Origin of the sequence: Paenibacillus plantiphilus, assembly GCF_927798095.1 — a bacterium.
GTDB lineage: Bacteria > Bacillota > Bacilli > Paenibacillales > Paenibacillaceae > Paenibacillus_Z > Paenibacillus_Z plantiphilus.
Window position 1 is genome coordinate 15,686 of record NZ_CAKMMF010000020.1, and the last position, 13,204, is coordinate 28,889.

General features: G+C 48.6%; 18 protein-coding genes. 9 read left to right on the plus strand and 9 right to left on the minus strand.

Going from position 1 to position 13,204, the window contains the following annotated elements:
- Nucleotides 1-298 precede the first annotated feature (298 nt).
- The 5 genes from L6H65_RS17165 to L6H65_RS17185 all read right to left on the minus strand — a co-directional run bounded on the left by L6H65_RS17165 (nt 299) and on the right by L6H65_RS17185 (nt 3,719).
- Nucleotides 299-913 (minus strand): transposase, encoded by a 615-nt coding sequence (locus tag L6H65_RS17165; protein ID WP_236343846.1) that lies wholly within the window; start codon nt 911-913, stop codon nt 299-301.
- A 365-nt stretch (nt 914-1,278) separates the two neighbouring features.
- Complete coding sequence (locus tag L6H65_RS17170) at nt 1,279-1,521, minus strand: hypothetical protein (protein WP_236343847.1); 243 nt, start codon at nt 1,519-1,521, stop codon at nt 1,279-1,281.
- 93 nt (nt 1,522-1,614) lie between these two features.
- On the minus strand, nt 1,615-2,859 hold the full coding sequence (gene pepT / locus L6H65_RS17175) for a peptidase T (protein WP_236343849.1): 1,245 nt from the start codon (nt 2,857-2,859) through the stop codon (nt 1,615-1,617).
- A 20-nt stretch (nt 2,860-2,879) separates the two neighbouring features.
- A complete protein-coding gene (locus L6H65_RS17180; protein WP_236343850.1) occupies nt 2,880-3,290 on the minus strand; it encodes an ImmA/IrrE family metallo-endopeptidase in 411 nt (136 codons plus the stop codon).
- Nucleotides 3,291-3,299: 9 nt separating this feature from the next.
- A complete protein-coding gene (locus L6H65_RS17185) occupies nt 3,300-3,719 on the minus strand; it encodes a helix-turn-helix domain-containing protein (RefSeq protein ID WP_236343851.1) in 420 nt (139 codons plus the stop codon).
- A 399-nt stretch (nt 3,720-4,118) separates the two neighbouring features.
- Between L6H65_RS17185 and L6H65_RS17190 the strand changes: the two genes are divergently transcribed.
- Both L6H65_RS17190 and L6H65_RS17195 read left to right on the plus strand, forming a co-directional pair.
- Nucleotides 4,119-4,292, plus strand: coding sequence for a hypothetical protein (locus L6H65_RS17190; protein ID WP_236343853.1), 174 nt, complete (start codon nt 4,119-4,121; stop codon nt 4,290-4,292).
- Nucleotides 4,289-4,756 (plus strand): sigma factor-like helix-turn-helix DNA-binding protein, encoded by a 468-nt coding sequence (locus tag L6H65_RS17195; RefSeq protein WP_236343854.1) that lies wholly within the window; start codon nt 4,289-4,291, stop codon nt 4,754-4,756. Before L6H65_RS17190 ends, L6H65_RS17195 begins: the two co-directional genes overlap by 4 nt.
- Nucleotides 4,757-4,762: 6 nt before the next feature.
- Here L6H65_RS17195 and L6H65_RS17200 read toward each other — a convergent pair whose 3' ends face one another.
- Nucleotides 4,763-5,527, minus strand: coding sequence for a DUF2705 family protein (locus L6H65_RS17200; protein ID WP_236343856.1), 765 nt, complete (start codon nt 5,525-5,527; stop codon nt 4,763-4,765).
- On the minus strand, nt 5,527-6,327 hold the full coding sequence (locus L6H65_RS17205) for an ATP-binding cassette domain-containing protein (RefSeq protein ID WP_236343857.1): 801 nt from the start codon (nt 6,325-6,327) through the stop codon (nt 5,527-5,529). The genes L6H65_RS17200 and L6H65_RS17205 overlap by 1 nt, the downstream gene beginning before the upstream one ends.
- Nucleotides 6,328-6,770: 443 nt before the next feature.
- Here L6H65_RS17205 and L6H65_RS17210 point away from each other — a divergent pair, with 443 nt between their 5' ends.
- Both L6H65_RS17210 and L6H65_RS17215 read left to right on the plus strand, forming a co-directional pair.
- Entirely contained in the window at nt 6,771-7,352 is a 582-nt protein-coding gene (locus L6H65_RS17210) for an RNA polymerase sigma factor (protein WP_236343859.1), read from the plus strand.
- Nucleotides 7,342-8,133: a DUF4367 domain-containing protein gene (locus L6H65_RS17215; protein WP_236343861.1), complete on the plus strand. Its 792-nt coding sequence runs from the start codon at nt 7,342-7,344 to the stop codon at nt 8,131-8,133. Before L6H65_RS17210 ends, L6H65_RS17215 begins: the two co-directional genes overlap by 11 nt.
- Nucleotides 8,134-8,292: 159 nt before the next feature.
- On the opposite strand, the gene L6H65_RS17220 is transcribed toward L6H65_RS17215, so the two are convergent.
- Complete coding sequence (locus L6H65_RS17220) at nt 8,293-8,760, minus strand: hypothetical protein (protein WP_236343862.1); 468 nt, start codon at nt 8,758-8,760, stop codon at nt 8,293-8,295.
- A gap of 508 nt (nt 8,761-9,268) precedes the next feature.
- Nucleotides 9,269-9,766, minus strand: coding sequence for a hypothetical protein (locus L6H65_RS17225; RefSeq protein ID WP_236343864.1), 498 nt, complete (start codon nt 9,764-9,766; stop codon nt 9,269-9,271).
- Nucleotides 9,767-10,171: 405 nt separating this feature from the next.
- Between L6H65_RS17225 and L6H65_RS17230 the strand changes: the two genes are divergently transcribed.
- The 5 genes from L6H65_RS17230 to L6H65_RS17250 are packed head-to-tail and all read left to right on the plus strand — an operon-like array spanning nt 10,172 to nt 13,057.
- A complete protein-coding gene (locus tag L6H65_RS17230; protein WP_236343865.1) occupies nt 10,172-10,597 on the plus strand; it encodes a phage tail terminator family protein in 426 nt (141 codons plus the stop codon).
- Nucleotides 10,594-10,815: a hypothetical protein gene (locus tag L6H65_RS17235; protein ID WP_236343867.1), complete on the plus strand. Its 222-nt coding sequence runs from the start codon at nt 10,594-10,596 to the stop codon at nt 10,813-10,815. The genes L6H65_RS17230 and L6H65_RS17235 overlap by 4 nt, the downstream gene beginning before the upstream one ends.
- 3 nt (nt 10,816-10,818) lie before the next feature.
- Nucleotides 10,819-12,135, plus strand: a complete 1,317-nt coding sequence (locus tag L6H65_RS17240) for a phage tail sheath family protein (protein WP_236343869.1) — start codon at nt 10,819-10,821, stop codon at nt 12,133-12,135.
- A gap of 1 nt (nt 12,136) precedes the next feature.
- Nucleotides 12,137-12,610 carry a phage tail tube protein gene (locus L6H65_RS17245; protein ID WP_236343870.1) on the plus strand — a complete coding sequence of 158 codons (474 nt, stop codon included), beginning with the start codon at nt 12,137-12,139 and terminating at the stop codon, nt 12,608-12,610.
- Nucleotides 12,611-12,634: 24 nt separating this feature from the next.
- On the plus strand, nt 12,635-13,057 hold the full coding sequence (locus L6H65_RS17250) for a phage tail assembly chaperone (protein ID WP_236343871.1): 423 nt from the start codon (nt 12,635-12,637) through the stop codon (nt 13,055-13,057).
- Nucleotides 13,058-13,204 lie beyond the last annotated feature (147 nt).

Below are 13,204 nucleotides of genomic sequence, written 5' to 3' on the forward strand. Positions count from 1 at the left end.
TTAGAACTTTAACTAGCTTTCTCTTAAATTAATTTTGCTGTCTCTGATAAGATTATTGTTTAAGGTTTATTCAAAGAAGCATAAATATCAGCATTGCCGATATATGTTTTGTCCAAATTATACTTTTTCCCGTCAGGGGTCGGCACGTTACTGGCCATTCAGCTAATGTTACTTTGTTAGAATTTGTAAAATAAACCCGATTGTTTGAGCTGTTCTTGTATTGCATCTGATACGCTCTCACTTGATTATGAGAGAGCTCCCATTCATCTAGTACTGTAATGCGTAAATCATCGAACAATTAGCGTTGCAAAACCTTGCCAGCGTACGTCCACTTAAACGGCTTGGCCATGGTGCGATTGAAGTAGCGGATAAAGGCGAGCACCTGCTCCTTTAAGTCCTGTTTTGAAGTGAAGTTTCCTCTCTGGATTAGCCTGCGAACCAAGATGCTGAACCATATCTCGATTTGGTTGAGCCAGGAGCAATGCTTGGGCGTGTAGACGAATCGGATACGGTGGGTTCGGTCTGTAAGAAACGCAGAACGGGTCGCCTTCGATTTAAGGACACCTGCTTTTCGCTTGATGCCGAGCACAGACTCGTCCATTCCGCAATGCTTAGCGACGAGACGGACGACACTTTCGGAACGATGGATATCGAGCTGGTCCGTTACAAAAACCCATTCGGCGTCAGGGTCTTGAGTAATCAACCGCTCCATATGCTCGGCAAAGTCCTTCTCCGAGCGGGAATCGCCAACGGTCGGCATCAGGATCTGCCCCGTGGCCACCTCCAGATTTGCGATCAGACACTGAGTGCCATGGCGGACATACTCAAACTCGCGCCGTTCGATCAGTCCGGGCTTCGTCGGCAGCGTGGGATGAAGATGTTCAAGCGCCTGAATCCCACTCATTTCATCCATGCAGACGACGCGTACGCCGACGTTATGTAGAATGGGCGCATACTGGTAGGTACGGCAGACCACACACACCTGTTCGGCGAATTGTTCAGGATCTTGGGGACAGGCATTCAGCCATGACTTGGTGCGATGCGGTTTCAGATCCGCCTGATTTTAAAAAACGACCGACCTGCCGCTCAGATATGGTCTTGACAATGCCCCGCGCGATGGCTTCATCTCGAACCTACCGCGGTGTCCAGTGGGAGATCGGGCGCTCGGATTCTTTTGGATCTTCGCACGCAATGGCGACGATTTGAACAACCACTGGCCTCGGCCCATCGCTGAGTATTTCAACGATGACGCTTTCCAGCTCACGGGGCTGCTCGGCTTCAATCGCCGCCAGACGCTCGCTTTGGTCGATTCAGCGTTCGCGGCCACACACCAACCTGCGGGCGGTCAAATGGAATTCGTTTGCTGATTTGCAGATTGCTGATTCCTTGCTCAGATTCCAGAATGACGCGCGCCCGTTTCGCCACTTGTTGCGGTGTCAGTCGACGTCTAACAAGGCTTGCCAGCACATCACGCTGTTTGTCGGTCAGGTTGAGCGGTCTTTTTTTTGGTCCAGTGATCATCTCGCATCCCTCCCGGTAGGGTCCGAAGTATTTACTTCTTCTTACCCATTTCACACCGATTGGGAACTGTTGGAGATTTTCAGCTATTCAGTACTAGTCGGCGGCGATCCCTCTTTGTTCGGACAGCTTGACGATCTCAATAATAACATTAGTGGCGCGGATCATATTATCGACCGAAACATACTCATACTTGCCATGATAATTTTCCCCGCCGGTGAAAATATTCGGTGTAGGCAATCCCATGTAGGAGAGCTGAGAGCCGTCCGTTCCTCCGCGAATCGGCTGAACAATCGGCTCAATACCCAGGCTGACCATCGCCTCGTGAGCGATCTCGACGATCTCTTTGACCGGCTCAATTTTCTCCCGCATATTGAAATATTGATCCTTGATTTCCATCGCAATCGCATCTTTGCCATAGATGGCTTGCAGCTCTTCAATGATGGTGGTAAGCATGGTTTTGCGGGCATTGAACGCTTCACGGTCGAAATCCCGGATCAGATAATGAAGCTTCGTTTCCTCTACATGGCCTTGAATGGAAATCAGATGAAAGAACCCCTCATAGCCCTCTGTGAGCTCCGGCGCTTCCTCTGCAGGCAGACGCCGATGCAATTCCATTGCAATCTTGGAGGAATGAACCATTTTGCCCTTGGCCGTGCCGGGATGGACGTTCGTGCCACGGCATGTAATGCGGGCTGCCGCAGCATTGAAGCTCTCGTATTGCAGCTCGCCAAGCGGTCCTCCGTCAATGGTGTAGGCATATTCAGCGCCGAAGGCCTTCACATCGAAGCGATGCGGTCCTCTTCCGATCTCTTCATCGGGTGTAAAGGCAACTCTTACCCTGCCGTGCTTGATCTCCGGATGCTGAAGCAAATAAGCCATTGCGGTCATGATCTCGGTGATGCCTGCTTTATTGTCGGCGCCCAGCAGTGTAGTGCCGTCAGTTGTAATGAGCGTATGTCCTTTATAGCCAGCAAGCTCAGGAAATTCCCGAGGCGACAGCACAATGGGACCGGCTTCGTTCAATATAATATCGTTGCCGTCATAATTGTCTACCAGCTGCGGCTTAACGCCGGCTCCTGTGAAGTCGGTCGCAGTGTCGATATGGGCGAGAAAACCAATCGTTGCAACCGCCTTGTCCGTATTGGAGGGGAGAGTAGCCATGACATATCCGTTCTCGTCCATCGTTACGTCTTCCATCCCAATTTCTCTCAGCTCGTCTGCAAGCATGCGGCCAAGCGTAAGCTGGCCAGGTGTGGAGGGACAGGAATCACTGCTGTCATCGGATTGGGTATCCACTTGCACATAACCAGTGAAACGTTTGATGATCTCGTTCTTCATTATCCTTCAGCTCCTGCTAATTAGAAGTAAAATGTTTGCATTTCCTCTGGAACGCCATTGCGTCTAAGCATATCGGCAATGGCCTCGCCGTTCTTGGGCGAGTCGCCTGCGGTCAGGAGACGGGCGGCGAACTTGTTGGCTTGACGCTCGAATTTGCCGACATTGAAGAAGGATTGCTCGTCCAGCCAGAATCGGCTGAACCCGGGATGGAGCCTGTCATGACCGAGCTCATGCGCGCATACGAACCGGCTCCAATCGTCAGAGAGCTGATCGTGAATCACGATGAAGCGTCTTCGCAGCTTCTTATAATAAAGTCCTCTAGTTCGTTCGCCCAAGTCGGCATACCGAATATGAATGCCGATGCCTTGGGCAATAACAAAGGGGTCATTGGTCTGGAATTTGCGGACCAGCTTTACGATCAGTTTATCCATGGCGTCACCCTATCGATTTTGATTGCTTTTGAAGTCGTCCATGCTGTCGCTTTTTTTCTTGCGTTTGTTCATTTGCTTGGCGTCCCAGAAAAGACCTGTCAATACATCCAATACCCGCTCGCGATCCCGCTCGGACATAGGCACGCCATCGAACATAATCTCGCCGTCCTCTTCGAGCATGCGCTTGAAGTCGCGTTTGTCCTTGCCCGTTGCCCATTCTGGAATGGCATGATCCTTGCGCCCCAGAAGATAATCGGTGGAGGTGTCCAGCATGTCGGCGATTTTGGTCAACGTCTCTCCAGGCGGTGTTGCGACATCTCTCTCGTAATTGGAGAAGTTAGCCCGGTTCATCCCAAGCTGCTCGGCCATTTGATCCTGCGTGTACCCTCTCTTCATTCGCAGCTCTTTAATTCTTGCTCCAATGTGCACGGTAATCGCTCCTCTGATTGTAAAGATTATTTACTATTGACGAAAATATTATTTACATGTTACATTCAAGCTGTTGGGGTACACGGTATAGATCAACCGATTTTTCATAGGCGTGATGTTAATAATATTTACTATGTCCATTATATATTGTAAATATTATTAGCACAACTACAGGAAACTAAGCATATGCTTACGAGGCAGTTTTCTGCTTGCAATGTAGTTCATTCAAGAAGTTTCACAGAAAACTAAGCATATGCTTTCGAAGCAGTTTTCTGCTTGCAATGTAGTTCATTCAAGAAGTTCCACAGAAAACTAAGCATATGCTTACGAGGCAGTTTTCTGCTTGCGGTGAAGTAAATTCAAGAAGCAGCGCACAAAACTTTAGGAGGAAACAAATATATGAAGCGAATAGACAAGGACAAGCTATGTGATCATCTGGATGTTTGTATTGAGCTGGCGGAGGGCAAGGATGAACAGCGAATTGCAGAGGTGCTGCGGAATTTGCAGCAGGAGATCCGGGATGGCGAGTTTGATGCGGAAGAAGTCGGTCGGGAGAAAGGGGGAGATGAATGATGGAGGACATGATTGTTTGTTACAAGGATACAAGGCGAACATTACGGGCGCTGCGCACGCTGGTAACAGATGGAGCAGAACGGCGAATTGTCGGCGATATGATCGGCGATTGCGAGTATTCGCTGCAGTGGATGCAGACTGGAAGACGCCCAGGCAATCGGCGCGGTATTGAACGCAGGGCTGCGTACCAGCGCGAGAAGCTGATGGACCCGATATTGATGCAATCCTTCGTACAGTCCAGCACCGGCGGAAGTCCTGCCAATCTCTCGGAGGATCAGCGGACACGAATCGGGAAGGTGTTATCGGGACTGACTGTGCGCGAGCGTGAATGCTACATGATGGCGCACGGGGAGTGCTTCTCGCTGGCGCAGATCGCGGAGATGATCGGAATCAGCAAGGGATCCGTGTATACCTACGTCCTGCGAGCGCAAAGAAAAATTACGGTCAAGCTGGAGATGGGATGAAGCATGTCACACTGATTTCGACAAATCAACCTTCCTGATAATGGAAATACAAACGAGCAGAGATAGAACGAATAGGAACGAATTATAGGTAAAAGACCATTGTATGGTGAGCAGGCTTCCCCTGTTGCTGTCAGCCAATTGGGATACGAGCATTTGGCTGGTCGGCGTCCATTTGAGGTAGGTTCGCAAGCTTTCCTCCATCCAGCAGCCATATCCGATCAGGCTCATAATAGCGCCTATCCAGCCAGCAGCTCTGGCAGACCGCGTAAATAAGGAAATCATGATGACAAATGTGCCGAAGGCTGCAAGTGTACAGGTATAAACAACGATGATCATCAGAAGATCAGAGAGCGGCATGCTCTGTTTACCCACTAGTGAATGCTCACTCGAAATGGACTCCATCGGAAATCCGATACAAATCGCCAGGAGGAGGGCAATCGCTATACTGATCGCAGTAAATAGAAATGCGGATACAGCCAATACGCCAATCTTGGAAAGAAACCATGCAACCCTGGATTTGAAGCGGGTTAACGTGTAGTCTGTGAATCGATCACTGTCATTCGCAGACACGAGATCGGCAAACATAATGATGAATAGAATGGGGAAAATAACGATCGCTGCCAGCGGCTGTGTAAAAATTGAAATGACAAATTGCCATATGCTTGCCAGTCCGCTGCTCATGAGTCCCATCAATAAAAAGTGAATCGTTATTAGGCTGTAAACGACCAGCCAGCGTGATTGCCGACGATAATAAAGTTCGAATAAAAGCATTAATGATCCTTTCTGATCGCTGTCGAATAGATTCCTTTAAGAGCGAGGAAAGCGAAGAGCTCCTCGTCCGTTTCCCACTCTCCCATGCAAGTGCCGGCAAGATTGTTATTCATCCAACCGATTTTTTGAAAGGAGGGGATATTCAGGCTCAACAGCTCTAAATCCTCTGCGGAATTCGTCATTATGATCCACTTGTGTTCTCTTCTTTGCCGAATCGGCAACAGAACGCCTTCTTCGAGCGAATATAGCTTATCGCAGAACGGATTAATGTCCGCCTGTCTATCCGATACGAGCAAAATAGAGGCCCCCCTTCTGGTCTGTTCTTCTAGAATATCTGCCAATAAGCGTCTTCCTTCCTGATCAAGACCATTGGTAGGCTCGTCGAGCAGCAGCACGCTCGGCTCCTCCATAATAGCTTGGGCAATGCCCAATCGCTGACGCATATCCAACGAATAAGACCATACAGGATTGCGATTATCAGGATTCAATCCGATTCGAAGCATAGAGGTCCGTATGGAATTGGTGTTGATTCTTCTTCGGATTCTGGCAAGCATAGCCAAATTGCGCAAGCCTGACAGCTGTGGAAGGAAGGCGAGCGACTCTATGAGTGCGCCTATACCTGAGGGCAGTCCTCCCAGAAGGCCGGGGTGTACCTTTTTCCCAGTTACCCATACCTCGCCTGCATCAGGATAGAGTACACCCGCAGCAAGTCTCAACAAAGTGGTTTTACCGGCTCCTTTGGCGCCGATGATGCCAACTACGCTTCCTTGCGACACGGTTAACCGGATTCTCACTAGCACCTGTTTGTTTCCTATTGTTTTGGACACATTTCGAAATTTAATCATGGTAGAAGTCATTATTTGTATCCCGCCTAACTCTGTGCGTAAGCGCTCCTTTCCAAGTGAGATTGAAAAGGAACGGGGAAGAAACCGCAAGGCAGGTCTCTGTTCCTCTATCGCTTCTAGTTGCAATTCATCTTAAATTTGGTCAATCTTGGACATTAAATATTTTCCTATGTTAATCTTGTATATAAAGGAATTCGATTCCAGGCAGCATTTATCTTGAAAAAGCGGTATATTTAAATAACGCAACATCCATCAAAAATCTGACGCAAAAAGTTAAAAATTTTTAATTCATGCCAAAGTTGGGCGGGCCGCAAACACCAGTTGATTCAGCACTATGTATTCTATAGGGCCCACTGCGCTGCCCCTTTATCATTGAAGAAGATTGGGGTACAACTCATATGGAACAGTGGTTTTACTTGCTGCGTAACAACATCGAAACTTTGGACAACGAGTCCCAAGAAATGATCTATCACTCCTTCCGGCGATTTGTTTACAAAGATATTTATTTTCTAGTTAGAGATCACCCATCAACAGAGGATATTATTCATGAAGCCTTTATCAAGGTTGTTGTGCAATGTCCTAAAGTGAAGCATGCCTCCAACCTTCAAGGCTGGATCAAGCAGGTGACGCGTAACACGACGATGGATTGGTTAAGGAAGAATAAGAGGAATCGTCAGAATCTAGATCTGGACATTGTGAATATCATAGAGCAGAATAAGACGTTGGGCTTGAATGAGCAGGGGGTTGCCGCCGAGGTAGAGAACAGGCTTCGGGACGAGCTGCTGCATCAAACGATCAACGAGCTGGCGCCAGACTACCGGATTCTGCTGCTGCTCTATTATGTGGAGGAGAAATCCTATAATGAAATTTGCAGGGAGCTTCAGCTTTCGGAGCAGGTAGTTACTCAGCGATTGGCCAGAGCACGCAAAAAGCTGCTCCAATACTTCTCAAGAAAATGGGTTGATCGTTATGAAAGATAAAGTAGAGCAGCAAGATAAAGTGGAGCAACCAACTGCAGACCTCAAGGAGATGGTTCGCAATTTATACAATGACGTGGAGATTCCGGAGGCGGCTGGTTCATGGCAGAAGGCGCAGCAGCAATTGCACAAAAGACGCAGACGCATCAAATGGATGAACCGCGCCAAGGTATCCATCGCCATCGTGGTCGTCTCGTTGTTCATTAATATTGCTTTGAACCTCAACATGTCGGTTACCTACGCAGGGTTTACCTCTCTGTTCAAGGAAGCGAAGGAGCATGTGATTCAGATCTTCTTTCAAGATCCTGACAAGGAAGAAGATACTGGACATGCCAAAACGCCGCCTCCACCGGATGAAGTATACGAAACGGAGCCAACTGCACCGGAAATAACGACATTGGAAGAAGCAAGGGCCAAGGTGGCTTTCCCAATATTGACGCCTGATATTGTACCCGAAGGTTTCAATCTGGATATTGTAAGAATTTTCCGCGAATCTGACAATCAATACAAGAATGTTTATCTGGAGTATGTGAATGAGGCCGGGAGAATCATTAAGCTGAGTCAACGGCTTGTGAGCGATCAGTCGGGTGCGTTGAAGACAGAGGTGGCGACAGACGCGGGAGAGATTAAGGATATCTTCGTACTGGACAAGCCGGCGGTGCTCATTATTTTGCCGGAAGGCATGCACAGTCTAGAGTGGCTCAACCAAGAGAATATTAAAATTTCAATTTCCGGCGAGCTGACAGAACGCGAGCTTCTTCAATTCGCAGAATCTATGAAGTAAGCCAGGAGCCAGGCTTGTTGCAGGTTTTAATGGAGACGAAATACCCTTTGCGCCATGATGCAAAGGGTATTTCGCAAGTACACTTATTGTTGCCGTTCCCCCTTGCTCGGAACTAGGTGAGTGCAACCATTAGTAAAAGCCCGGATATCCTCTTGACAATCATGAGCGATGTTCCTTCTTTGCGGCAGCGTCTTGTGCTTTTAATTTGTCTGAAAATTTCACGATAAGATAGAAAAATGCGTAAATGACAAGGGTCAGAATAACTTCCGACTGTGCATTCATAATCTCTACTCCATCGATCCACAGATCTACCACATGCAGGCAAAGACCGAATAAAATGATTAGCACCAATTCCTGGATTGTTACTGTTGCATAACGAAAGTGTTCCTTGAAGAGGTGAATGCGAAGCGTCTCTAACAACGTTCCAAATACGCTCAGAACGCCTGTCATGATGAGCAGTATTCCGATAAATCCGAACATAGACGCAGTTGAATGAACGCGAATGCTGATCATATCCGTGCTTTTGACGAGGTAGACCAATAGTGCGATTGTGAATATAGCTAGTATAAGAGTTGCTGCTACTGCGAGTATTACTTTTGTAATAGAAGCCAGTCTATTCTTATCCAAATCAATGCAACCTCCAGATAAAAGTGTCTGAGCAAACTGCAAAAACCGTCAGAGGCCGATTTTTTTTCGTATTCTGACGGAATTGCATGTATATTCAACTGGCGGGAATGCCTTGCGTATAGGTATACAAAAACTCACAATCGTTTTCCGGGAGACATACTTGCAGGCTATCCATGTAGGGCTGCAGAGATTTGCTTTTTAATTTTTGGAACAGTTTACTTTCTATAGTTGAATTATAATGCCTTAATTTGTCATTTATATATAGTGCTTAATTAGCAATATTAAACGCCTTATTTAATAAATAAATTCCTGATTATGTCTGAAAATTCCTGAATATTTTATCAATCCTAAGTCATATTAAGGGCATGTTGTGTAGTAAAATGTCGAAAACACGGATAGCTGATGGCCTGCTTAAAAGAATAAGCCTCCAACCACCGTCAAGTGGAATGGAGGCTGTTTGAGGCGGATATTTGCTAGGTCTTTGGGACTAGGTCAATAAACCCGTTTATTAAGGGATTAGAACGGACGAGGAATAGCGGTAGCCGGACTCGGTCGTCGTGCCCTCCTTCGCCCAATGATAGGATTTGGTGCGATAGTAGTAGCCGGACAGAACAGAGATATTGTTGTGTGATTGATACGTATAGGCAGAATCGTAATCTATCGCATTGGAGCCGTAGAACACATCAATCCAGGCTGATCCTGTCCAACGCTGGAGGGTAGGAACTACACCGATCTCGTCGACCCTTATAACTCCGAAGGTCTCGGCCCATATATTCACTTTATAATTGCCGGTAGTCCCCGAGTAAGAGATATAGCCCTGTCCCTTTTCCAAATAAATAAATGAGGGATCAAAAATCGTAAACGGAGTGATTAACAGCGGTGGAGGTGATGTCTTCGCTCCAGCAATCTGTGTTGTGCCGTTCGCAAAGATGTGACTGGGCAGAATTAATAATGCGATGACGAGCAACAAACTAATACGGACTGCTGTAAGAGTGTTTTTTTTCATTCTAATGACTCCTCCTAAATTTTTTTTGACAATCTTTTGTTACATCATATATAACGTTGAAGAGTGTAAAAACCTAACGAGGTTTTTCGACATTTTATAGGTATTTTTTACTAGGACCGCTGATATTGCATCAGTGGTCTTTATTTGTCTTACGGTTGCCACCTATGAGTACAGAAGCCGAACAAATGTTCTTATTTTTGGGAACGCGGTTGCTGCTGATTTATACCGGTACACCAATTCAAAGCAGAAAGGCGATGATTCGTTGACATCGGAGACGAGAGAGGCAGCTCGAATGAGAGGGCTTCTGGCAATCGACAGGGAGGATGTGTGAATGGGTTCAAGATTAAGGCAGGCAGCGGACGGCACCGTTAGTCGGAGCCCGAGCGCGGCAGGAGGTGTTCGGCGGTGAGCATCGCGGTGAATGATGTGCTTGATGGCGTTATGGATGCGCTGGCAAGTCAATACCCGGGCGTTACGCTTGTGGCTGGCGATGCCGGGGAAGAGCATCCACGACCGCTGTTTGCGGTCAGGCTTGTATCCGTGAAGCACAATCGGGAGATGGGGCGCCGCTATCGGTTCTCTCATGAGTTCAACATTCAATATGCTGCAGCTGTTCCAACCTACAGAGGGCTTCATGATGTTGCTGATCAGCTTTACAGTACGCTCCAGCACATAACGGCAGACGGGGGCCTGATTCGGGGCAGCGGGATGAGGCATGAGATTATCGATGGCATTCTCCATTTCTTCATCCAATTTAATTTCCACGTTCTGAGCGTCGTGACGCCAGAGACGAAAATGCAGGCAGCCGAAAGGGAGGTTCGTCCTAAATGAGCAAGAGCAAGAGCGAAGACCAGTCTGAGCAGAAGCCAAAGGGCGCTAAGGGAGAGAATTCGGCAATTCGATACTCCAAGGCGCAGCTTCTGGGCTCGAAGCAGTACACGTCCCGGCAGCGGGATATCTTGATCGTTATATTAAGCGATACCGAGAGCTATACGCATGAAGAGGCGCAGCGAGCGCTGCAACTATTTCTTAATAAGGGGGTGCGGTAACTTATGGCAGGAGGAGCATGGTTAACGCAGAACAAGGTACGTCCGGGAGTGTATATTCATTTTGCAACGGAGCCGTCTTCATTGGGCAAGGTCGGAGAACGGGGCATTGCGTCGATGGCTTTGCCATTGAACTGGGGTCCATCGGGCACGATGCTGACGATCAACAACGGGGATGATGTCTTGTCCTTGCTAGGCTATGGAATGACAGAAGCGCCAATGCTTCTTATTAGAGAGGCGCTCAAGCGCGCCAAAACATTGCTGCTCTATCGCTTGAATGCCGGTACGAAAGCAGCGGCAACGCATGGCAGCCTGACGATCAGCGCCAAATACGGCGGTGTTCGCGGGAATGACATTACGATTGTCGTACAGGAGAACGTGGATGACAGTGAGAAATTCGATGTTGTCACGTATTTTGCCGGTGCAGCCGTGGACACGCAGACAGTAGCTAATATCGGGGCGCTTGCGGATAATGCATGGGCTGATTTTGGCGGAACAGGCGCATTGACGGCTACGGTGGGTGTGCCGCTTACCGGTGGAGCCAATGGGACCGTGACGAATGGCGATCATAGCAATTATTTGGCTGCTGTGGAGCTGCTCGACTTTAATACGATTGCACTCGTATCCACAGATGCTGCGCTCAAGTCGCTCTACGCGGCATTTGCACGCCGGCTTCGCGAAGAGGAGGGCAAGCGAATTCAGGTCGTTGTGGAGAATTATCCGACTGCCGATTACGAGGGCGTCATCAGCGTCAAGAACGGCGTGAAGCTATCCGATGGCACGACGCTCAGCGCAAGCGAGGCTACGGCATGGGTGGCTGGAGCGACAGCCGCTGCGGCGATCAGCGAGTCACTGACGTATACGGCTTATGATGATTCGGTCGATGCTGGAATCCGTTACACGAATTCGCAGATTGAAACTGCCCTGCTAAGCGGCGAGCTGGTGTTTGTGCCAAGCGGCGGACGCGCAGTTGTGGAGCAGGATATCAACACGCTGACAGGCTTTACGCCTGAGCACGGCCGGGTATTCGCCAAGAACCGGGTTATTCGCGTGTTTGACGGCATTGCCAATGATATTCGGAGCATCTTCGAACGCTACTATATCGGCAAGGTGGACAATAATGCGGACGGCCGCAGCTTGCTGCAAGGAGAGATTGTCTCCTATCTGACAGCGCTGCAGAATGCCTCGGCAATTCAAAATTTTGATGCTCAGAAGGATGTTGCTGTTACTGCCGGTCAGGAAGCGGACAGCGTATATATTGAAGTGTCGATTCAGCCGGTGGATGCGGTTGAGAAAATTTATATGAAAGTTCGGGTGATGTAAGATGGGATTCTTGCAAGCAAAGGATACGATTTCGGGACAAGCCGGACGCGCGTACGCTATTTTTGATGGCAATCAGGAAGAAATGTTCTATGTGAAGACGATTGAGGCGACGGTGGAGAAGGAGAAGGCGGAGATCAAAACGCTGGGCAGGCTCGGCACGCAGCATAAGGCTATCGGCTGGAGCGGGTCAGGCTCGATGACCATTTATTATGTAACGAGCAAGTTCCGCCAAATTATGCTGGATTACATCAATAACGGGAAGGATATTTATTTTGATATCCGCGTTATCAATGAAGATAAGAGCTCCAGCATTGGCAAGCAAGAGGTGAGGCTGACAGGCGTCAACCTGGACAGTGTCATTATGGCGTCCCTGGATACGGAGAGCGAGGCGCTGGAAGAGGAAATTTCCTTTACCTTCGAAGGTGTGCAAATGACGGAGACCAATAAATTCGGAAACCCTGTGACAAGTCAATAAAAATGGAGATGGAGGAATTGAAGAATGGGTGATTTAAGTGTGTTTTTCGCGCAATATGCGAATGCGGAGACGACGGAGTCGTTTATCGTGTCCGAGCGTTTCAAGGATCAGAGCGGAACCCCGGTCCCTTGGAAGCTGCGGAGCATGACCGAGGAGGAGAACGAGCAGTGCCGCAAGTCAGCGACCAGGCGCGTGAAGGGCAAGGGCGGCGTGCTGGTGTCGGAGACGAACCCTGAGGAATATTTGGCGAAGCTCGTCTCCGCCAGCGTCGTATTCCCCAATCTGAAGGATGCGGAGCTGCAGCAATCGTACGGCGTGCTTGGCTCGGAGACGCTGCTCAAGAAGATGCTCCTGCCGGGCGAATATGCGAGCCTTCTTGGCAAGGTGCAGGAGATGAACGGCTACGACAAGAACCTGAATGACCTGACAGACGAGGTAAAAAACTAATCAAGGAGGGCGACGGCGAGGCCAATTATGCCTACTACGCCCTCCATGAGCTCGGCATTCTGCCGCATGATCTTGTGCGCATGTCGCGGCTGGAGAAGGCTGCGATATTCGCAATGATCGACGTTCGGATTGAAGCGGAGAAGAAGG

What these genes read in the sequence shown, in the direction of transcription:
- L6H65_RS17165 (WP_236343846.1), bottom strand. Translation starts at nt 913, where the DNA reads ATGGATGAAATGAGTGGGATTCAGGCGCTTGAACATCTTCATCCCACG.
- L6H65_RS17170 (WP_236343847.1), bottom strand. Translation starts at nt 1,521, where the DNA reads ATGATCACTGGACCAAAAAAAAGACCGCTCAACCTGACCGACAAACAG.
- pepT (WP_236343849.1), bottom strand. Translation starts at nt 2,859, where the DNA reads ATGAAGAACGAGATCATCAAACGTTTCACTGGTTATGTGCAAGTGGAT.
- L6H65_RS17180 (WP_236343850.1), bottom strand. Translation starts at nt 3,290, where the DNA reads ATGGATAAACTGATCGTAAAGCTGGTCCGCAAATTCCAGACCAATGAC.
- L6H65_RS17190 (WP_236343853.1), top strand. Translation starts at nt 4,119, where the DNA reads ATGAAGCGAATAGACAAGGACAAGCTATGTGATCATCTGGATGTTTGT.
- L6H65_RS17195 (WP_236343854.1), top strand. Translation starts at nt 4,289, where the DNA reads ATGATGGAGGACATGATTGTTTGTTACAAGGATACAAGGCGAACATTA.
- L6H65_RS17200 (WP_236343856.1), bottom strand. Translation starts at nt 5,527, where the DNA reads ATGCTTTTATTCGAACTTTATTATCGTCGGCAATCACGCTGGCTGGTC.
- L6H65_RS17210 (WP_236343859.1), top strand. Translation starts at nt 6,771, where the DNA reads ATGGAACAGTGGTTTTACTTGCTGCGTAACAACATCGAAACTTTGGAC.
- L6H65_RS17215 (WP_236343861.1), top strand. Translation starts at nt 7,342, where the DNA reads ATGAAAGATAAAGTAGAGCAGCAAGATAAAGTGGAGCAACCAACTGCA.
- L6H65_RS17225 (WP_236343864.1), bottom strand. Translation starts at nt 9,766, where the DNA reads ATGAAAAAAAACACTCTTACAGCAGTCCGTATTAGTTTGTTGCTCGTC.
- L6H65_RS17235 (WP_236343867.1), top strand. Translation starts at nt 10,594, where the DNA reads ATGAGCAAGAGCAAGAGCGAAGACCAGTCTGAGCAGAAGCCAAAGGGC.
- L6H65_RS17240 (WP_236343869.1), top strand. Translation starts at nt 10,819, where the DNA reads ATGGCAGGAGGAGCATGGTTAACGCAGAACAAGGTACGTCCGGGAGTG.
- L6H65_RS17245 (WP_236343870.1), top strand. Translation starts at nt 12,137, where the DNA reads ATGGGATTCTTGCAAGCAAAGGATACGATTTCGGGACAAGCCGGACGC.
- L6H65_RS17250 (WP_236343871.1), top strand. Translation starts at nt 12,635, where the DNA reads ATGGGTGATTTAAGTGTGTTTTTCGCGCAATATGCGAATGCGGAGACG.